At 56.9% G+C, this 19696-nt stretch carries 18 protein-coding genes; 3 read left to right on the top strand and 15 right to left on the bottom strand.

The genetic code is table 11. The features are described 5' to 3' along the window. Together KIH75_RS08895 and KIH75_RS08900 are read left to right on the top strand one after the other, a co-directional pair. On the top strand, window positions 1-1197 hold a 1197-nt coding region (locus tag KIH75_RS08895), incomplete at its 5' end, for an Ig-like domain-containing protein (protein WP_219056362.1). 280 nt (window positions 1198-1477) lie between these two features. Then, window positions 1478-2590 carry a polysaccharide pyruvyl transferase family protein gene (locus KIH75_RS08900; RefSeq protein ID WP_219056363.1) on the top strand — a complete coding sequence of 371 codons (1113 nt, stop codon included), beginning with the start codon at window positions 1478-1480 and terminating at the stop codon, window positions 2588-2590. Between the two features lie 108 nt (window positions 2591-2698). Here the strand turns inward: KIH75_RS08900 and KIH75_RS08905 are convergent, their stop codons facing one another. The 15 genes from KIH75_RS08905 to uriT form a co-directional block, all read right to left on the bottom strand. Continuing rightward, on the bottom strand, window positions 2699-4150 hold the full coding sequence (locus KIH75_RS08905) for a Coenzyme F420 hydrogenase/dehydrogenase, beta subunit C-terminal domain (protein ID WP_219056364.1): 1452 nt from the start codon (window positions 4148-4150) through the stop codon (window positions 2699-2701). Then, window positions 4147-5667, bottom strand: coding sequence for a lipopolysaccharide biosynthesis protein (locus tag KIH75_RS08910; protein ID WP_219056365.1), 1521 nt, complete (start codon window positions 5665-5667; stop codon window positions 4147-4149). Before KIH75_RS08910 ends, KIH75_RS08905 begins: the two co-directional genes overlap by 4 nt. Window positions 5668-5754: 87 nt before the next feature. Continuing rightward, window positions 5755-6840, bottom strand: coding sequence for an EpsG family protein (locus KIH75_RS08915; RefSeq protein ID WP_219056366.1), 1086 nt, complete (start codon window positions 6838-6840; stop codon window positions 5755-5757). 57 nt (window positions 6841-6897) lie between these two features. Continuing rightward, entirely contained in the window at window positions 6898-7908 is a 1011-nt protein-coding gene (locus KIH75_RS08920; RefSeq protein ID WP_219056367.1) for a glycosyltransferase family 2 protein, read from the bottom strand. Between the two features lie 70 nt (window positions 7909-7978). Beyond that, the gene (pssE, locus tag KIH75_RS08925; RefSeq protein WP_219056368.1) at window positions 7979-8458 is read right to left on the bottom strand and encodes a PssE/Cps14G family polysaccharide biosynthesis glycosyltransferase; all 480 of its coding nucleotides are present in this window, start codon (window positions 8456-8458) and stop codon (window positions 7979-7981) included. Between the two features lie 8 nt (window positions 8459-8466). After that, window positions 8467-8928: a PssD/Cps14F family polysaccharide biosynthesis glycosyltransferase gene (gene pssD, locus KIH75_RS08930; RefSeq protein ID WP_338024329.1), complete on the bottom strand. Its 462-nt coding sequence runs from the start codon at window positions 8926-8928 to the stop codon at window positions 8467-8469. Window positions 8929-8941: 13 nt separating this feature from the next. Then, window positions 8942-10027, bottom strand: coding sequence for a glycosyltransferase (locus KIH75_RS10325; RefSeq protein WP_219056369.1), 1086 nt, complete (start codon window positions 10025-10027; stop codon window positions 8942-8944). A 107-nt stretch (window positions 10028-10134) separates the two neighbouring features. Then, window positions 10135-11184, bottom strand: a complete 1050-nt coding sequence (locus tag KIH75_RS08940) for an NAD-dependent epimerase/dehydratase family protein (protein WP_274608108.1) — start codon at window positions 11182-11184, stop codon at window positions 10135-10137. Between the two features lie 73 nt (window positions 11185-11257). After that, window positions 11258-11764: a glycosyltransferase gene (locus tag KIH75_RS08945; RefSeq protein WP_219056370.1), complete on the bottom strand. Its 507-nt coding sequence runs from the start codon at window positions 11762-11764 to the stop codon at window positions 11258-11260. Then, on the bottom strand, window positions 11764-12225 hold the full coding sequence (pssD, locus tag KIH75_RS08950; RefSeq protein ID WP_219056371.1) for a PssD/Cps14F family polysaccharide biosynthesis glycosyltransferase: 462 nt from the start codon (window positions 12223-12225) through the stop codon (window positions 11764-11766). The genes KIH75_RS08945 and pssD (KIH75_RS08950) overlap by 1 nt, the downstream gene beginning before the upstream one ends. 26 nt (window positions 12226-12251) lie before the next feature. Further along, a complete protein-coding gene (locus KIH75_RS08955; protein WP_219056378.1) occupies window positions 12252-13487 on the bottom strand; it encodes a nucleotide sugar dehydrogenase in 1236 nt (411 codons plus the stop codon). 108 nt (window positions 13488-13595) lie between these two features. After that, a complete protein-coding gene (locus KIH75_RS08960; RefSeq protein ID WP_219056372.1) occupies window positions 13596-15122 on the bottom strand; it encodes a sugar transferase in 1527 nt (508 codons plus the stop codon). A gap of 187 nt (window positions 15123-15309) precedes the next feature. Beyond that, on the bottom strand, window positions 15310-16437 hold the full coding sequence (locus tag KIH75_RS08965; RefSeq protein WP_219056373.1) for an endonuclease/exonuclease/phosphatase family protein: 1128 nt from the start codon (window positions 16435-16437) through the stop codon (window positions 15310-15312). A 127-nt stretch (window positions 16438-16564) separates the two neighbouring features. Continuing rightward, entirely contained in the window at window positions 16565-17149 is a 585-nt protein-coding gene (locus tag KIH75_RS08970) for an arsenate reductase/protein-tyrosine-phosphatase family protein (RefSeq protein WP_219056374.1), read from the bottom strand. Window positions 17150-17450: 301 nt separating this feature from the next. After that, window positions 17451-18884: a uridine transporter UriT gene (gene uriT, locus KIH75_RS08975; protein WP_236028189.1), complete on the bottom strand. Its 1434-nt coding sequence runs from the start codon at window positions 18882-18884 to the stop codon at window positions 17451-17453. A gap of 346 nt (window positions 18885-19230) precedes the next feature. Between uriT and KIH75_RS08980 the strand changes: the two genes are divergently transcribed. Next, on the top strand, window positions 19231-19696 hold a 466-nt coding region (locus KIH75_RS08980; RefSeq protein WP_219056375.1), incomplete at its 3' end, for an MFS transporter.

Below are 19696 nucleotides of genomic sequence, written 5' to 3' on the forward strand. Positions count from 1 at the left end.
GTGAAGGTGTCGTTCACGAACGGCACGTCCTGGGACGGCAACGGCAAGGCCGCGGACGGTTCGCTGCGCGGTTACTGGGCGTCCGGCTCGAGCATGGCCGTGGCCAGCGGCCAGGTCATCGCCGGGGCTGTTCCCACCTGCTCGGTGGAGGAGACCCCTGACGTGCCCGTCACATCCGTGGCGATCTCCGGCACCGGCGTCTCCGCGGGCAAGCTGTCCGTGAAGCAGGGCGCCTCCGCCCAGCTGACCGCGACGGTCAACCCGTCCAACGCGACCGACAAGACCGTGACCTGGAAGTCCTCCAACACCGCAGTCGCCACCGTGGCGAACGGCAAGGTCACCGGCGTGAAGGCCGGCACCGCGACCATCACCGCGACCGCCGGCGGCAAGTCCGCCTCCGTCACCGTGACCGTGACCAGTGACGACGTCGTCGTCCCGGTGACGTCCGTGACGATCTCCGGCGCGACCTCGGGCAAGCTGTCCGTGAAGAAGGGTGCCTCCGCCCAGCTGACCGCCACTGTCGGCCCGTCCAACGCGACGTACAAGACCGTGACCTGGACCTCGTCCAACACGGCCGTCGCGACCGTGGACAGGACCGGCAAGGTCACCGGCGTGAAGGCCGGCACCGCGACCATCACCGCCAAGGCCGGGTCCAAGACCGCCACGGTGACCGTGACCGTGACCGAAGATTCCAGCTCACTCACCATCGTGGGCTCCACGCACAGCGTCGCTCCTGAGACCATGCAGTTCACGGTGAAGGGCCTGCCCGCCGACGCGAACACGAACCAGATCACCTGGTCCGTCAGCGGTTCGAACCTGACCGGCACCAACAACCCCGGCCGCACCTTCAAGGTGTGGGGCACCCGCGCCACCACCGGTGTTGTGACCGTGAAGTACCAGGATCAGACCGCTTCCGTGCCCGTCACGGTTGACTCCTACAGCTACGATTCCGCTCCGACCATCGCCGTGGATCAGCAGTCGCTGACCATGAAGGTGGGTGACTCGGTGAAGCTCAACTACACCGTCACCCCCTCCAACAGCCCGTTCAAGCTGGCGATCTTCGACGCTTGGAATGAGGATGTGGCGTTCGCCGATGGCGACGGCACCATCCACGCCATCGGCACCGGTTCCACCACCGTCCGCGTCTGGTCGGCCCGTGGCACCAACTACACCGATGTGAAGGTGACCGTGAGCTGATCGGCCCACACACAACAGTTCAGTAGCTGAACGCACATAAAGCAAGGTCCGTGCCGCTTACGATACGCGGCACGGACCTTCTTTGTAGAAGCATCGATTCCGGTGAATACGAAAATTCACCGTGAATTACTCGTCATCAATTACTTTATATATTCCGTAATCGCAGGCGATAATCAGCATACGAAATTCACGCCGCAATAATCCATGCGCCCCCCCCCTGCGATTACCGCTATAGCATGTGCAATAATCGAACTCATACGATTAGCCAGAAGGAGACCCAATGCGCTCTCGCGGGGATTATCTTTGCATTCTCACCATTAATGATCTAGGCAACTACGGCAACCGCCTGCAGAACTATGCCCTGCAAGAGGTTCTTAAGGAATACGGCCCGGTCACGACGGTCGACCTGCAGGTCGGCAATTTCAAAATCCACGGACGTATGCGTTATATCTTCAAAAAAGCCAAGCGTCTGGCCGTGAATTCAATCCGATATGTGGCAGGGAAAAACGGCCGCGTACAGGCGATACGAAACTTCCATTTCTCGTCGTTCACCCGCAAGTTCGTGCCCGATAATCTGCTCGTCGATTCCACCACGCGCGGATTGCAGGCATGGAAGAACATCCACGTCAGGAAAGCGGTCATCGGCTCCGATCAGGTATGGAACTACACGTTCGGCCTGTCCGACAAGGATCTGGCGCTTCGATTCGGCGCCGACTTCGCGCCCGAACAATTGCTGACCTATGCCGCAAGCATCGGCCTGGACAGCATTGCCGACGATAAGAAACCCGTATTCGAACAGTATCTGAACCGTATTCCCTCCATCTCGGTTCGTGAGGAGCGTGCCAAGGAACTCGTCGAGCAGAATTCCGCACAGCATGCAACCGTCGTGCTGGACCCGACCCTCATGGTTTCCGCCGAACGTTGGAAGCGCATCATGCCGGGCTTCGTGCGCGATGATGACCGCTATGTGCTGACGTACTTCCTCGGAACGCCCTCCCCCGAGCAGAAGCAGACGATAGAACGCTATGCCAAGGAGCATGGTCTTCGCATCCGCCGCATAAACGACAAGTCGGATCCGGAAACGTACGTCGCCGGTCCGCGTGAGTTCGTCGAATTGTTCTCCAAGGCACAGTACGTGTTCACGGATTCCTACCATGCCTGCTGCTTCTCGATTATCTTCGGCAAGGATTTCAAGGTCTATAACAGGAACAGCAACGGTGTGCGCAACATGAACTCCCGTATGCAGACCCTGTTCAATCTGTTCGACCTCGAAACCAGCATGAGCGACGAGTCGGAGATCCCCACATACGATCATCAGAAGATCGACGAACGATTGGCGCAGTTGCAGCATTCGTCGAAACGGTGGCTGGATAACGCCATCAACGGCAAATAATCACCGTAGTAATCAGAAAACGGCTGTGACCGGGATTCGCGAGCGCGATCCCCGGTCACAGCCGTTTTCGCATTCATACCGCCGCATCCACGGCATGGATGCATGGCGTCACTTATGATGCGACAGCATGGACTTGAGCTTGCGCGTCAAGCCGGCCGGCAGCATACGCTTCATCATCTTCTTGCCGCGGATCACCACTCTCTTCTTCAGCGGCACGCTGAGACGGGTGTAGGTACGCTCGATCGGTTTCATGGTCTTCTTGAACTCGTTGAAATCATTTGCTTCAACGGCTTTGCGGAATGCCACGAAGCTTTCGTTCTTGAGCGTGGTGCGCATCGCGTAGATCTGCTGACGATGCTCACTGATGCCTTCCAACGACGGCTTGACACGCTTGGTCGGGGTCCATTCCCCACGCTGTTCATGAACGTGCAGACGGTAGGCGAGTCCCTGACGGCGATGGCGGAAGCCACCAGCCTGGGACTGGTAGACTTCGGCGGAATCGGAGTCGTGCAGCACCAGCTCGTCACGATGGCGATCAAGCAGGTCCTGTACGTCCTGATTGCGCACGACGATGACGTTGCAGCCTTCGCCATCATTCACGTATTTCGGAATCCACGCATCACCGAACGTCACATCCGCGGTTTCCGCAAGCACGTCATCGCAGTAGTCGCACGCATTGTATTTGAAGTAGCCGAGCCCCCAGTTCGTGGTGGAAAGCTCCGCCGTACGTTTGATGACGGGCTCTCCCCCATCGGAACGACGCACTTCGACCGCATAGTCGGAGGCCGGGCTGCCGGGAGTCTTGTGCCGGAAATCGACGCGGGCGATATCATCCAGCGGTACGCCGGACTCCCATGCCTCGCTTTTCGCGAAGAAATCCGATTTCAGGTGCCCGCATACCAATCCGATGCAATATCTGATGCGCTCGTTGAGAACGCTATCCTCACGGCACAGCAACCGCACAGCCTTCACGAAGCATGGAATGCCGACGAACAGGTATCTTCCCTCATGCTCGCGCACGTAGGCGAGCACCTCGCTCATCTCAATCGGGTAATACTTCGATTTCGCGCCGGTTTTCAGTTCGTCGATGCTATGGGAAACCTGATACGTGTACATATGCTCGGGGTCGGGACCGTCCTTGACGTGCACCACGGCGTCCACAAGACCTTCCTCAAGCATCTTCGACGCAAGCCAGCTGATCATGCCGCCGGAACTGCCGCGGGAACGCCATCCATCCACGGATGCGTATCCCACGTACGCATTGAGCCAATACCCGAGATACTGGTCATGATGCACCCCCTCCTGCTTCGAGAAGAGGTCTGCGCCGATCACATCCTCATTCACGGAACTGGCGAACGGGCATACGTTGGCGACGGCATCCGCATTCCCGACGTTCCCGTTCATGGAAGCCTGATAGCAACCGTCCATGTTCCTGATGATCCTGAACGCGGGATCGACATACGCGCAGGAACCGCATCCAACACAATAGGTCGCGGTTCCGTCGACAGCATCGGCGTCGGCGGATCGTATCACCTGTTCGATTTCGCTAGCTCCGCTCATCGTTTCGCTTTCCCTCCTATTTTTCCGACGACTTTGGCTCGTTCCTGCTTCGTCAGGGAAAACCTCATTGCTCCCGACAAATACAGCACCGAATACATAATGCCCCAGACCACAAACATCAGCACCGAATTCACCGGTATAAGCCAGGTGCCGAGCAGACAGACCGCAATCACGCATAGTGCAAGGCCGAGAGTCGGCAGCATATGCTTCCAGAAATAGAACATGTCCATGCCGACATGGGTCTGGTAATACCAGTTCATGAACAGCCCCGTGCCCAGAGTGATGCTCGCGATATAGCCGATGGCCGTAGCCCAATAACCGCATATCGGGATGAATGCGACGCTGATGATGATATCGATCACGGAAGTGAGAATGTAGATCAGGCTTCGGGCCTTGTGCCTGTTCTTCGCCCTCTGAATCTCGATGCCCGTATTCTGCGTGAGGGGAATCATGAGAGGCAGTACCATGATCAGGCACAGCCAGTACGCGTCCGCATTCGCCTCACCGGCCCAAATACGCACGAAATACCGTCCCAAAACGACGAATCCGCCGAACAGATACCAGAAGATAACCATCTGATACCGGCCCACACGCGTCATAAGTTTGGTGAGCACCGTATTATCGTCGGATTCCGCGACGATGCGGTTGATCTGCGGCGTGAAAACACTTGACATGGTGGTCGACATGGAGAAGAAGATGTTCCTGATCTGCACGGCGATCGAGAACACCGCCACCGCGGCGGAACTGTCCATCGCACCCAACAGGAAGTTCGGCACGTTGTTGTTCACCAGGTCGAAGATCTGATTCAGGAAAATCCAGAAACTGAATACCGCCACGGCCTTGAACAGGGACCATTCCAAGCCTCGGAGCGTGAATCGCATATTCAGCCTACGCACGGCGAATACGATGTTCATCGCGAGCAGGACCGATGAAATCGACAGTTGCGCACAGGCCACGCCCACGGCGCCCATGCCGCACCACAACAGCAGGAACGCAAGGAAAGGCTGCGCCAACGCGGTGAACAGCTGCCTGGACTGTTGGAACACGAATCGTTCATGCGCCACGATGTATGAGTCGAACGGCGTGGACACCATCGTGACCGCGATGTTGATGCCCATGACCATCAGCAATGTTCGGGCGAGCGCGACTTCGTCGGCCGTCAGGCCGCCGGAGAACAGGCTGTGCACGTTCACCACCATGAGGGCGCATCCGATCAGGCACAGCAGGGCCACAACAAGATAGACGGACAGGAACATGCCGTTAAGCCTGCGCACGCCCAAGCTGGAATCGTCCCCGCCCTTCGCCCTCTCACGCATGTAGAAACGCACGTAGCTGCCGTAGAATCCCGCGGACAACAGCGAAAGCGCGAACACGACGCTATTCGTCATCTGGAACACGCCATAGTCGCCTTGCCCCAGGAAGTGCAGGAGCAGCGGCACATAGATCAGGTTCACCAGATTCTTCACGAGAATATTGGCATACCCAAGTAGTGCACCGGCCTTTTTCTGGCTTCTCATCCATGCCTCCATCGCATCCGATTCAACAAACTGGTTCTGGTATTGGGAACGGCGCCCATGCGTTCAACGCGCTGCCGAACGAAAGGCTCAGGCGGGCTGCGGCGGGAAGAACGGCGTATATGGAACCACTTCGCCATAATGGCTGATCACGGTATTCATCATGAAAATGGCGAAGCAATACAACAGGAACAGCACGGTCAACGGCTCTTTTCTGATCGAGCTTCTGCCTGCGTTGAACACGACATCCTTCTGCAGGGCGAAACCGTAGGCGACAATGCCCGCGGCGGAGAAATTAAGACCGATTCTGCCCGTCGCATCGCCCATGGCGGTCAGGAATATACCCACCAATGCGACCAGGGAAAGGAAACGCACATTCCGTTCCCTCTTGAGATTCAGCAGCAGGAGGAAAATCAGCGGCGAATTGATGACCATCTTGCTGATGATACGCCTTGTAGTGACGGTTTCAGCATCGAAATACCCCGAATAGTACACGGTATTGAACAACATACCGGCCAGATCCGCAAGAAGTCGCCTATTGAAGATGAACACCAATGCGACCAGCAACGTTACCGAGATAACAACCTTGTTATTGCATTTCTTCAGCAAATAATATATGGCAATACTGAGGAAGGCGATAACCGCCGAAACATGCATCAAACTTCCGACTGCGAAACAGATTATCGACGGAATGACATTGTCTTTTGACAACAGCACAAGGCCGAATACGACAAAGGAAACCGCAAGCGTCTGCCTCGAAATATTAAACATATTGAAGTAGAAACACGTGATGAAATAGAAACATGACGCATAAATATTTATGCTGTCCTTCACCGTGTTCAATGTGATCATGAACATGCCTATGGTCAGGAACGCGATCACGAAGAAGAAACCATAGGTGGACAGGTGCAGCGCATGGCAGGCGTCCATCAGAAACGAATATCCGCGTTCGATCGAATTCTCACGTTCCCAAAGGTATGAGCCGTACTGGTACAACGTGTAGTACTGGAGCGAATCGGTTCCGGTGAAGCCTCGCAACATCAGCGGAACGCTCAGCAAAACCGAAACACCGACGATTCCGAACCTGCTGAGGACAAGGTCACGGAGCGACAGCGAAAAGTACATCAGGAGCGGACCGATGACGACTATGGCCCCATACACCAGGAAAGTCAGCACAATTACTCCATTACCCTTCAAGCATCAATCCACGATGCCGTCAACCCTCAACGCAAATCAGCAGTACTTCAATTTGCCTATACAGAATATAACCGGGTATAGCCTTTTCCTAAACGCATAATATATTATGCGCTGGGAAGCTGGGCAACGACCAAGCAACTCGCTATTCCGCACCGCATCATATCGCTTATCGAAATCAAAACGCTTCAGAAAATCAGAAATTTCACGAATTGTTGTTCTAATTCCATCATGCTTCAGCATAAACATCCATTTGAATTTCAACATTAAAATAACATCATTCAAACGGTAGGAATAATAATACAAATCATTGCCCGTATTATTTTCTTCCTTCATCCATGCCGATAAAGCCGTATCGTTCGCCTCAAGAATCGCTTCCATATTGGGTTTGCTGCGATTGGTGGCGGAATCCGGGTTGAAGAAGAAATAGTGATAGGCGACCTTGCCGACAAAGGAGTACGCGTTCATGGACGAGTACACGTACAGCATGAAGACCATATCCTCGCCAAGTGCGATCCCCTCCGGGAAGGTGATCGAATGCTCGTCGAGCAGACTCCTCCGAATCACCTTGCCCCAGACGGAACGGAAATTCACGTTGGGGTTCGGGTTCCCCTTGGAGAAGAGCGCATAGCGGATGATGTCCTCCTTGCTCGGCTCATTCCCGAAGGGAACGGGTTCGGTTGGCGCTTTCGCATCATCCTGCTGGTGAAGGAAGAAGTAGACATCCTTACGCGTCGCCATTTCCCCCAATGCCGAGGCGATGAAATCCTCACTCACGAAATCATCGCTGTCGACGAAAGTGACGTATTCCCCCAACGCCGCCTTCAGACCAGCATTACGCGCCGAGCTCACGCCACCGTTGCGCTTATCGATGTAGGTGATCCGCTCACCATACGATGCGCAGATATCCCCTGTGCCGTCCTGCGACCCATCGTTGACCACGATGACCTGGCAGGATTCGTCGGCCTGCGACAACAGGCCATCCAGGCATCTATGCAGATTCCTTTCCGCATTGAACGCTGGAATGATGATGCTCAGCTGCTTGCCCAAGAGGATTCTCCAAACTTCCTAACGATGTTTCCTAGCGGCCCGATGAAGTTCTCGGTACGCGCCCCGGCGGTTATTCGCCATCAATGAACCGTTCGATGGAATGAACGATCGTATCGGTGTTCGACTCATACGTGTTGAAGGTCAGTTCCCTTACCTGCTTCAACGCCTCAGGCAAGCCGTCGACGTCATAGCACGGGAGGATGAGGCCCATCTCATCGAATTGATGCAGGATCTGCAACTGGTGATCGTCCACATGTTCCTTGTACTTCGCCAGTCGGGGAACCGCGATGACCTTCTTGCCCCGCTTCACGGCGCCGATGATCGCACCGGTGCCGCCGTGCGTTATGACGATATCGCATTCCCCGCTTATCTCGAAGAATTCATCCCGATTAAGGAAACGGCTGTATTTACCGTGCTTCGGTATGTAATCGCTTACGCCGATCTGAGAGAAGACCTCCTCGGTTATCTCCCCGGAAGCGACCAGTTCATCAACCTTCCGTATCAACCGGTTGAACTGGAATTTCTGCGAGCCGACAGTTACGAAAATCATTTTCCGCCTTAATAGATTCCGCCAAGATATATCGCATTGGGATAGAACTTCTTCATGCTTTCCCACTGCACATAGAATTGATCCGCGAACTTGTACACGAGCCGCCCCGTCAAAGTCGGGCTATTGACCTTCGCGAACGACTCGATATACACGACCTTTCCCCCGCGGAGCTTCACAACCAGGCACAGCGGGATAATCGCAAGCACACCCGTGGTGATGACGGCGTCGGGCTTCTCCTTGAACACTATCCGGCATACCCTGAGAAAATTGACGAACATGAACGGAAGGAAACTCCACTCATGCCTGTTCACCTGCTTCAGGCAGTACACGCGTTTGTCGATGTCCACGTCATAATCGGTTTTCTCCGTGACGATGAAGCTGTCGTATTTGTCCATCAGCGGCTTCAACATCAGAAGCTGTTCGAAATGCCCACCGGACGAAGACGCGAAACATACTGTATGTTTTGTCACAATCCGGTTTCCTTCACAACGCTTCGTAATACTTGAGGTAGGCGTCCCTGAACGGCTGGATGCCGAACTTTCGCCTGTATACCAGTTCCGCTTGCCTCCCGTAGGTTTTCAGAAGACTTCGATCCCCATACACGGTTTTGATGGCGTGGAATAGCGCGCCTGGATTCTTCGGCTCGTACAGAATCCCGTTGACGCCGTCCTGCACGACTTCACGCACACCCTCGATATCCGGGGCTATCACCGCTCTTCCTACGGAACACGCTTCGATGGGAGTCAGGGGAAGACCCTCATACAGGGAGGACATGGCCAGCACGTCGCTCTGATACATGACATTCGCCGCATCCTCACGGAATCCCATGAAATGGACATGATCCGCAAGACCGAGATCGGCGACCTGACGCTCAAGCTCCCCGCGCAAAGGCCCGTCACCGACTATGAAAAAGGCGATGTTCAGCCCATCGTCAATGCATTTCGCCGCAGCCTCGACGAAATAATGCATACCCTTCTGCGGGTGGAGACGTCCGACATTGGTGACGATGAACTTCCCCTTCCCACGTTCGTCTTCGATCTGGGGAACCTGGACGAATTCACCATCATATTCGGCTATCGCATTGGGAATCACCGTTATGCGATTCCCCGGCACATGGAAGAACTGCTCGGCATTGTTCTTCGCCTGCTCCCCCACGGCCACGACCGGCACATTTCTGAGGATCAGTCTAGTGAGCAGCCCTTTATCCGAATACGTGGTGTGATTGACGTAGATGATATGCGCATCCGTATGCAGCATCTTCGCGAAAAGAACCGCCATACGATGATGGCATTGGATCACGTTGATGTTCCGTTCGCGGACGATTCTCGAAAGAATCCTGATGATCGAGATGATATCCTTCGGATTCTTGCTGCTCACGTCGGGAATCTCATAATGCTGGATTCCGATGTTCCGGAGACGATCGACGTACACGCCGCCGGAGGATGCAACACATACGTCCGCCAAGCTCTGCCGCGTGGTATCGCAAAGTTCATAGATGATTTTCTGAACCCCTCCATACCCCAAATTATTGGTGATATGGAGAACCCTCACATCATGCAATTGCACCATAATTTCCCATCTACGAACGGCTGTTTACGATATACCAATTATTCAATCATTCCCGCAAACCAAACGGGAATCCATGCATGAGTCGACCACGCGACCACCCATATCGCCTACATATAGAAGGCCTTGTACCATTCGGCGAACCTGCGCAAACCCTCACGCAACGTGGTGGACGGACGGTACCCGAAATCCTCCTCCAACGCCTTCGTATCCGCATAGGTGACGGGCACGTCGCCCGGCTGCATGGGCACCAACTCCTTATGCGCCTCGAAGTCGTAATCCGCCGGAAGCACGCCCGCACGGACCAGTTCCTCCTGCAGGATCGTCACGAAATCAAGCAGGTTCTCCGGACGGCCGCCGCCGATGTTGTACAACGCGTACGGGGGAACCGGCAGGCCGTCCTCGCCGGTCCCGCGCGCCGGTGCGCCCCGCATGACGCGCACGATGCCCTCCACGATATCGTCCACGTAGGTGAAGTCGCGCTGGCAGTTGCCGTAATTGAAGATCCTGATCATCTCGCCCGCGCGCAACCTGTTCGTGAACCCGAAATACGCCATGTCCGGACGACCAGCCGGACCGTACACGGTGAAGAAACGCAGTCCGGTGGACGGGATGTCATACAGCTTCGAATACGCATGGGCCATGAGCTCGTTGCTCTTCTTCGTGGCCGCGTACAGGCTGACCGGATTGTCGACCTTGTCATCCGTGGAGAACGGCACCTTCTTGTTGCCGCCGTACACGGACGAGCTCGACGCGTACACCAGATGCTCCACCGGGTAATGCCGGCACGCCTCGAGAATGTTGTAGAAGCCGATCAGATTGGACTGCACGTACACGTCCGGGTTCGTGATCGAATAGCGTACGCCCGCCTGGGCGCCGAGATTCACGACCACCGCGAAACCGTGCTCCTCGAACAGGGAGTCGATAAGGGGCCTGTCGGCCAGATCGCCCTTGACGAACGTGAAGTTCGGATACTGTTCGAGTTCCTTGAGACGGCCTTCCTTGAGGCGTACATCGTAGTACGCGTTCATATTGTCAAGGCCGACCACCTTGACGCTCGCGTCATCGTGCAGGACGCGCTTCGCGAGATTCGAACCAATGAACCCCGCAGCGCCGGTGATAAGAATCGTCTTGCCCGCCAAATCGACATGGCTTTTCATGTTTCGTCCCCATTCCCTCAAAAAACGCAGACCCGATACGCTCATTACGCCTGGCGCCGCCGTGGCGGCAGGCCTATTCGCCGTGAGGCCAATTGTCCTGAATGAACTTGTCGATCAGGTTCACGATCGCCATCGGATCCTTGTTGACCCATGGCCGCAAACCATCCGTCCCCGCTTTGATCCTCTTGAAGCAGTCGCCCAGATCCGTCAGCTCCAAATCCGCCATCAGCACGTAGTTATTGCTGCTGAAGGCCTCATTGTTCTGTATCTGATGATCGTTGATATGCTCACCGTATTTTTCCAGCCTGGTGACGGCGATGACCTTCTTCTTGGCGTTAAGCGCCTTCATTATGGAGCCGGATGCACCATGGGTGACGACGATGTCGGCGGCGTTGATTTTCTCCGAAAACTCCTCCGGAGAGATGAAATCCCGATACGCATAATGCTTGGGCTTATACGTGGAAGTACCTATCTGGGCGAACATATCCTCGTCCAGGGTTCCGTCTTCGTACAAATCGTCAAGCTTTTTGAAGAGACGGTCGAACGGATAATTCCTTGAGCCCACTGTCACGAAGATCATCAGTACAAACACCCGCCGTAAATCGCGTTCTTATAGAACTTCTTCTGCGTTTCCCACTGGACGATGAACAGGTCCGTGTGCTTTTCCATTTTCTTCCCGGCGACGGTCGGCATATTCGCACGCCCGAACGTCTCGATGAACACGAACTTCTTCCTGAAGACAACCGACAGAAGATAGAACGGGTATGCCACCATCGTTCCCGTGGTGATGACGAAATCCGGCCTTTCCTTCAGCCAAATGAACAAGGCGTAGGCCGAATTCCACAGCATCTTCGGGATCATCAGTTTGTCTTTCAAGTCCGTCTGAGCCATGAAATACTTCCCCAATGGGGCGTCGAATTGGGTTTTCTCCGTCACGAAGAAACCCTCATACTTATCCGCAAGCGGCTTCAGTTTCTGAAGCTGCTCCCAGTGGCCTCCCGAAGAGGACACAAAGCAGATCTTCGGGGTAGTACGATTCATGGTTCCGCACGTCCTTCCGTTCCGGTTCAGTCGCGCTTGAACAGGTCTCGCGTGTAGACCTTGCCCTGCACGTCATCCAGATCGGCCGCGTTGTAACGGTTCGCGACGATCACATCCGCACGCTTCTTGAACTCGTCCAGATCGTTGACCACCTGCGAACCGAAGAACGTGGAACCGTCCTCCAGGGTGGGCTCGTACACGATCACGTCCGCGCCCTTCGCCTTCACGCGCTTCATCACGCCCTGGATCGCGGACTGGCGGAAGTTGTCCGAATTGCTCTTCATCGTCAGGCGGTACACGCCCACCGTGACCTCATGCTCCTTGCCCGCCTCGTACGCATCGTTCGCCTCGTAGCCGCCGGCCTTCTCCAACACCTGGTCCGCGATGAAGTCCTTGCGCGTGCGGTTCGACTCCACGATCGCCTCGATCAGGTTCTCCGGGACGTCCTGGTAGTTCGCGAGCAGCTGCTTCGTGTCCTTCGGCAGGCAGTAGCCGCCGTAGCCGAAGCTCGGGTTGTTGTAATGCGTGCCGATGCGCGGATCCAGGCACACGCCGTCGATGATCTGGCGCGTGTTCAGGCCCTTCGACTCCGCGTACGTGTCCAGCTCGTTGAAATAACTCACGCGCAGCGCCAGATACGTGTTCGCGAACAGCTTCACGGCCTCGGCCTCGGTGAAGCCCATGAACAGGGTGTTCACGTCCTCGTCCAACGCGCCCTCCTGCAGCAGCGCCGCGAAGGTGTGCGCGGCCTCGACCAGGCGCGGGTCGTCCGGGTCGGTGCCCACGATGATGCGGCTCGGATGCAGGTTGTCGTACAGGGCCTTGCTCTCGCGCAGGAACTCCGGGCTGAAGATGATGTTCCTGCTGCCGGTCCTCTCGCGGATCGAACGCGTGTAGCCCACCGGGATGGTGGACTTGATCACCATGATCGCGTCCGGGTTGACCTTCATGACCAGGTCGATCACGGCCTCGACCGCGGAGGTGTCGAAGAAGTTGCGCTTGCTGTCGTAGTTCGTCGGCGCCGCGATGATCACGAAATCGGCGTCCGCGTACGCGCTCTCGCCGTCCAGCGTGGCCGTCAGGTCCAGTTCCTTCCCGGCGAAGTACTCCTCGATGCAATCATCCTGGATCGGGCTGACGCGGTTGTTGATCTTCTCGACCTTCTCCGGAACGATGTCGACCGCGGTCACGTGATGATGCTGCGACAACAGCGTCGCAAGCGACAGACCCACGTAACCCGTACCGGCGACCGCGATCCTCAACGAATCAAAATCCTTCATTTTCGTTCCTTTTACTAGTAGTTAAATCTCCACAACACGATACGGCAAGCCCAAACCCGCCTCTATGACGCGACCACGACAGACTCCGCACTAGTACGCTCCCCTCTGCCCGAGCACGGCTCCGACGGTGCGCAGCAGAAGCACGCAATCACCCATCAGCGACCAGCTTTGCACGTAGCCGACATCCAAAGCCTCGGATTCCTCGGCGCTGAGATTGGATCGGCCGGAAACCTGCCAAGGGCCGGTGATGCCGGGTTTGACGAGCATACGCGTCGCATACATCTGGTTGTAGCGGGCCACTTCCTCGGGCAACGGCGGGCGAGGCCCCACCACGCTCATATCGCCCACGAAGACGTTCCAGAACTGCGGCAGCTCATCAATCGAGAAACGACGGATGAAACGCCCGACCTTGGTGATGCGCGGATCGTTCTCCATCTTGAAAATGAACCGGTTCTCCTGCCCCGTCTGCTGCGCGAGCTTCGCTTTCACCCCATCCGCGTCCACCACCATGGAACGGAATTTGATCATCTCGAACGGCTTGCCGCGAAGTCCCACGCGGGTCTGCTTGTAGAAGACCGGGCCGCCGTCGGTGAGCTTGATGGCGATCGATACCGGGATGGCGATGATCGCGATGAAGACCAACGCGATGGACGAGACGATGACGTCGAAGATGCGCTTCTGCAATCTGGCCGCCGGCGAATACTGCGGCAGACAGATCGTCATCACCGTGGTGCCCTGGAGCACGCGCAGCTTCGTCTCATGCCCGCTGACCTCGACCGCCGAGGTGATGAGCGCGATCTCCAAGTTCATGGATTCCACGTTCAACGCGAAAGTGTTGAAATTGTCGGAGAAGCGGTACATCACGTCGGTGACCATCACCGTCTGCGCATGCAGGCTGACGGCATGTTCGGCGAAGGTGTCGTTGTAGGTCATGATCGGAACGCCAGCGCCGAGAATATCCTTGACTCGCTTGCTCAAGCCGCTGATATCGTCATCGGCTTCGACCAATCCGGTCGCCTGATTCAAACGAATCGGGCATATGGCCACTGGCCGGTAGTTGAGCTGTTGCTTCTTCGCGAGGAACCTGAGCGCGCGTTCGATGCCGTCGGGCGACCCCACCACCACCGTGGCGTAGGAATACCGCCCTTTTTGCCGCCCGCGCACGATGAATCCGCGCATGACGAATCGCTCCACCATGGTGAGCAGCAGGCCGAATATGAACGATAACGCAATCGCCGCCAAGGACATGGTGATGCGCATGATGAAGTCGAACGCGCACGTCACCAGCGCGGCGAAAATCGCGCCTTTGGTCAGTAATACGTTGAGCTGGTAGCCGTCGCCCATCACATGCCGGTGGTATACGCCGACCCGGTACAGGCAGAACGCCCAAATCAGCGCGCAGACGAACAGATACACGTACATGTTGATGGGGAAGCCGAAGCGGAAGGAGTATATGTCGGTCTCGTGCCGGGCCGTGATCACCACTGCCGAAGCGATGCAGAACATCACCATATCAAGCAATGTCAGCGCGGCATTGACCGAAAATCGCCAGTAGGCGACATTCGTCAATCTGTGCTGGGTTGCCTGACCCAATCTCGCTTTTTTGTCTTCTTCCATCGTTCCCTTTATTCGGCGGCGCTCCTTTGGACAAAGCCGAATAAAAGTCTAATCTACGATGAGTACGTTATCAAATACCGTGGCGTATCTTATCTGCTATTTGGATTTTATGATACACACAAAAACAAGATGTCTAATTTATTGTTTTCTCGATGCTGACAAAACTGAAAAAACTCCCGGCAATCCTCTAATTCACCGCTTTAACCTCCAGCGTTCCCAACAATGCCTTGTGGTCGGATCCGGCAATATCGCGCACTTCAAGATCGCCTACGGTCACACCGCGATCATGCACGATGTGATCGATTTCAGAGAACGTGGGAACAGGTATAACACCAAGCAATTTCTTATTCGCCGGGTAGGTCATATGGAACCCGCTGCCCGCACGCTCACCCGCGTCGAGGAAACGGTCGCCGAGCAGATAACGGAAACTCGCATGATCCCAAACCGCATTGAAATCACCCATCAGCACGTATTTGCCGGCACCGTTGCGCAATCGTCCGATACTGCTCAGCCCCTCGCTCCACAGCCCCTGGTTGCTTGGCCGCGGCGAGAATGGGTGAACCGAACCGAAACAGACCGCCACCCCTCCGAAATCGATGTTGGACGCCGGAATACTGGACGCGTCGATGGGAATGAGATCGTTCGTCATATCGCTCATGGGCGCAGCGCTCCACAACGCGTTCACGCCGCCATTGTCACGCACCGACCACGTCGCCACATTCGAATACGGCAACAGGGATAACAATCCCGCTTCGCCCAGACGCTCCAGCAGACCGGGAGACACCTCCTGCAAGGCAAGCACCTCCACATGCTCGTCGCGTACGATGCGCACGATCTGACCGGCATCGGCCAATCCGTTCTTGGTATTGAGGGTCATGACTCTGGCATAGCGGTCAGCGGTGTCGACCATGCTTTGCGCGACCGCCTGACGCGCCTCATCCGACAGCCGCTCGGCGGGAACGATATACCCCCAATGCCAAAACACCTGGATTACGATGCATATCAGGCTGATGACGGCGAGCGCCCGACGCCGAACAGCGAGCGCGATACCCGCGACGACACCCGTGGGAATGATGAACCATGGCATTAGCGCCACAATGATGGGGACGTACTTCCTGCCGCCGAGACCGACCGGCAGGACACGAAGCGCCATGGCGAGCAGTACGACCGCCATAAGGGCCCACAGCACCCTTCCCAGCCAACGCGAATGCGCGGGGCCGTCGCAGTGGCCTTGACCATACCGTTCCGCTTCCAAGCCCGCGTCCAGGCCCGCGTTCGTCTCCGCTTTCGCGTTCCGATTCGTTTCATCCACCATATGCCGTACGACTCACCCTTTCGTCGGCTTCTCATTGTCGCATAGGGGATGACGGCGCGCTTCAAAACAGCGCCTCTCGTTACCAGCTTTTACACGTTTTACACGTCGTCATACGATTTACACGCCGTCATACGATTTGCCGCCGTACGGGCGCCGGGTCGACCGTATGCCGCTGCTTCATGGCGTTCAGGATCGTGCACAGGTCGCGGTTGAGCTCGTTGCCCACTTCCGCGAATTTGACGAACGGCTTGCCCAACGGATCCTCGATATCCTTCGACACCGGGATCATGGGGCGGATCATCGTGGACGCGTTGACGACCGACATCAGACGTTCCTGGATGGTGGTGCCGTGGACCAGTCCCTGCTGTGCGCAATACCGGCACATATTGGCGAAATCGTCGACCAGGAAGGTGTAGCGTACCGCGTTCGGCGCCAACGTGACGATGTCCTTGCGTTGGTTCTTTTCGAAGCACAGGATGAGATCGGCTTCCTCGGCCATGGCTTTGGTGAGGCGTCGTGAGCGGAAGCCGCTGGATTCGATGCCCACGCTGCGCATGAGTCTGCCGCTGTTCCTGTCTATCTCATGCTGCGGGAGACCTCTGGTTCCCGCGCTGGTCACGCGGATGGTGGTTCCCGAAAGGTATTTGCCGAACAACAGCTCGCCCATAGGCGATCGGCAGATATTGCCTGTGCACACGAACATGATGAGCATATCGCTGGCCAATCCTCACAATTGCATTGAACGACGGTATCGGTAATAGTCTACCCATCGAGCCGCCGTTACGCTGGCGACAACGGTTTTCCTGACCCGCCGCATCACCCCACCATGTTTCACAGCTTGTTTCACGCCTCTTTGCGCATATGCTCTTCAACCAGGCCCACAAATGGGGCCAGGGGTGCGCCCAGGCGAATAGGCGCACCCCCGTTGCGGTGAGGGGAAAAAGGAGAGACCTCACCGATTCGGTGGAGGCACACTGCCATGCGCCTCCGCCGAGGTCATCGATCGCCGCGGATCAATCCCGCAGCGTTTCCGGACGCGGAATCAGGAACGAGCATCCGAAGGCGAGCAGCAGCACCGCCGCGCCGCCGATCAGGCTGGCCGCATATCCGGCAGCCGTTCCCTGCGACTGCGCGAAAGCGTCCATGATGCCGTACAGCACGGTGTAGCTCACGCCCGCACCCAGATTGAAGGCACCCGCGTTGAAACCGGTCAGATACCCGGTGTTGTCCTTCGGGGAGAGCACCACACCAAGGCCGTTCAGCATGATGTTGACGGTGCCCGCGTAGCTCACGCCCAGCAGGAGGGACAGCACCAGCAGGGTGACGGCGGTCGGATTGTGCACCACGAAGATGCCCGCAGCGGCGGCCACCACGCTGACGAGCAGACCGCAGCGCAGCACCTTGAGATAGCCGAACTTGGTGGCCAGCACGCCGGTGATCGGACCGAAGACCAGACCGATGATGGCGTACGGGGTCAGCGTCACGAACGACGAGACGCCCGCGGAGATGCCCGCACCGTATTCGGCGTCCTGGGCCAGAGCCGGCACCACACCGTTCATGATGGCGAACACGCCGGTGAGGGACAGCAGGGTCGTCAGCAGCAGACCCCACGTACGGCGCTGCTTGAGGTAATGGACCGGGGACAGCGGGTGGGCGCTCTTCTTCTCGACGGTCCAGAACGCGACGAACGCGATGGCCGCAATCGCCAGCAGCACGCCGACGAACACCCAGTTGACCTCCGTGATGTGCTGCATGGAATTGACCGCGGTGAGCGCGGTGCCGACGGCGATCACAAGGAAGATCACGCCCGGCCAGTCCATGCGTTCGCCACGGGAGCCTTCGGCCACGCTTTCGTCGGCGAAAATGCCGACCAGAATGGTGGAGACGACGCCGATCACGGCCATGGTCCAGAAGATCGGACGGTAGCCCCACGTGCCGGCGATCCAACCGCCCGCAATGGCGTCGACGCCTGCGATGCCGCCGTTCACCGAGGTGATGACGGCCATCAGCTTGGTGTACTGCTTCTCATCGGGCACGCGCACGTGCAGCATGATGATGCACAACGTCACGATCGGGCCCGCCGTTCCCTGCAGCAGACGTCCGACCAGCAGAACGGTGACGTTCGGGGCGAGCGCGGAAACCGCACAGCCTGCGACGGTGAACAGCAGCATGCCCATGAGCACCTTCTTGCGCCCCATCAGATCCGCCAAACGCGGCAGGAACAGGGAGAACAAGGCCGCCGAAGTGAAGAAGACGGTCTGCGACAGACCGATCTGGGTCGCCGTGGTGTTCAGTTCCTTCTGCATGGTCACCAATGCCGGCGACAGCATGGACGCGTTGAGCTGGAACGCGAACGTCGCCGTCAGGAACGCGACCATAAGGAACGCGATTGACTTGCCGCCGTTTCTCGGCTCCGCCGAAACGCTCGGCTGCATTGCTCCGCTCATGATTCGATCCTCTTTCCCGTTTCACGCACTGACATCGTCAAAACTCCTTTGTCTTCCAACCGCATTCGTTGTCGCCGGGCGCGGATTTTCCCGTTTGGCTCATCGCGACTTTTTCAAGATAAATCGATTTGGCAAATGTGTCAAGTAGGGAGGCTGCACAACGTTGACTCGCGGCGACCTGTCACATACCCTGCATCCGCCGAAATCTCGGCAAAAATCCACCCACGCCGAACCACGACACGCTGAACGGCACACGCACGGGCATTACAGTCTTCCTTTGACTATTTTGCCAAATCGTTTTATCTTACTTCTGCACATCTCCCCTAACGAAGGACAAAACACCCCCATGAACGGCATGAAACCATCAAGCAACGCATCAAACGGCCATCTGGCACCACTGGTGTGCGCCTTCTTCCTCGCCATTTTCTCCTACCAGTTCAACGCCACCATGGTCTCCCCCGCCTTGGGAAGCATGAGCACGACCTTGGGAATCAGCACGGCGCAGGCAAGTGATACGCAAACCGCGTTCTTCACCGCATCAGCGCTGTTCTCGCTGTTCCTGCCCCGGCTGGGCGACACCATAGGGCGCAAACGCACCGCCATCGGCATGCTCGTCTGCGCGACGGCGGGCAGCGCGATCGCCGCAATCGCGCCGAATCTTCCGGCGCTCATCATCGGCAGGATCCTGCAGGGCGCGACCGGTCCCATGATCTCGGTTTGCCTCATCATGCTGCGTGACCGCGTCGAAGACACGCGAACCTATGCGAGACTGACCGCCCTGGTCACCTGCACCAACGGCGGCATTGCGGGCG

The sequence above is a fragment of the Bifidobacterium pongonis genome, assembly GCF_019331805.1.
Classification (GTDB): Bacteria; Actinomycetota; Actinomycetes; order Actinomycetales; family Bifidobacteriaceae; genus Bifidobacterium; species Bifidobacterium pongonis.

Excerpts from the sequence above, each read along its gene's own strand:
- KIH75_RS08945 (WP_219056370.1), bottom strand. The coding sequence starts at position 11,764 with ATGATCTTCGTGACAGTGGGCTCAAGGAATTATCCGTTCGACCGTCTC.
- KIH75_RS08965 (WP_219056373.1), bottom strand. The coding sequence starts at position 16,437 with ATGGTGGATGAAACGAATCGGAACGCGAAAGCGGAGACGAACGCGGGC.
- KIH75_RS08905 (WP_219056364.1), bottom strand. The coding sequence starts at position 4,150 with ATGAGCGGAGCTAGCGAAATCGAACAGGTGATACGATCCGCCGACGCC.
- KIH75_RS08910 (WP_219056365.1), bottom strand. The coding sequence starts at position 5,667 with ATGAGAAGCCAGAAAAAGGCCGGTGCACTACTTGGGTATGCCAATATT.
- uriT (WP_236028189.1), bottom strand. The coding sequence starts at position 18,884 with ATGAGCGGAGCAATGCAGCCGAGCGTTTCGGCGGAGCCGAGAAACGGC.
- KIH75_RS08900 (WP_219056363.1), top strand. The coding sequence starts at position 1,478 with ATGCGCTCTCGCGGGGATTATCTTTGCATTCTCACCATTAATGATCTA.
- KIH75_RS08970 (WP_219056374.1), bottom strand. The coding sequence starts at position 17,149 with ATGCTCATCATGTTCGTGTGCACAGGCAATATCTGCCGATCGCCTATG.
- KIH75_RS08940 (WP_274608108.1), bottom strand. The coding sequence starts at position 11,184 with ATGAAAAGCCATGTCGATTTGGCGGGCAAGACGATTCTTATCACCGGC.
- KIH75_RS10325 (WP_219056369.1), bottom strand. The coding sequence starts at position 10,027 with ATGGTGCAATTGCATGATGTGAGGGTTCTCCATATCACCAATAATTTG.
- pssE (WP_219056368.1), bottom strand. The coding sequence starts at position 8,458 with ATGATTTTCGTAACTGTCGGCTCGCAGAAATTCCAGTTCAACCGGTTG.
- pssD (WP_219056371.1), bottom strand. The coding sequence starts at position 12,225 with ATGAATCGTACTACCCCGAAGATCTGCTTTGTGTCCTCTTCGGGAGGC.
- KIH75_RS08960 (WP_219056372.1), bottom strand. The coding sequence starts at position 15,122 with ATGGAAGAAGACAAAAAAGCGAGATTGGGTCAGGCAACCCAGCACAGA.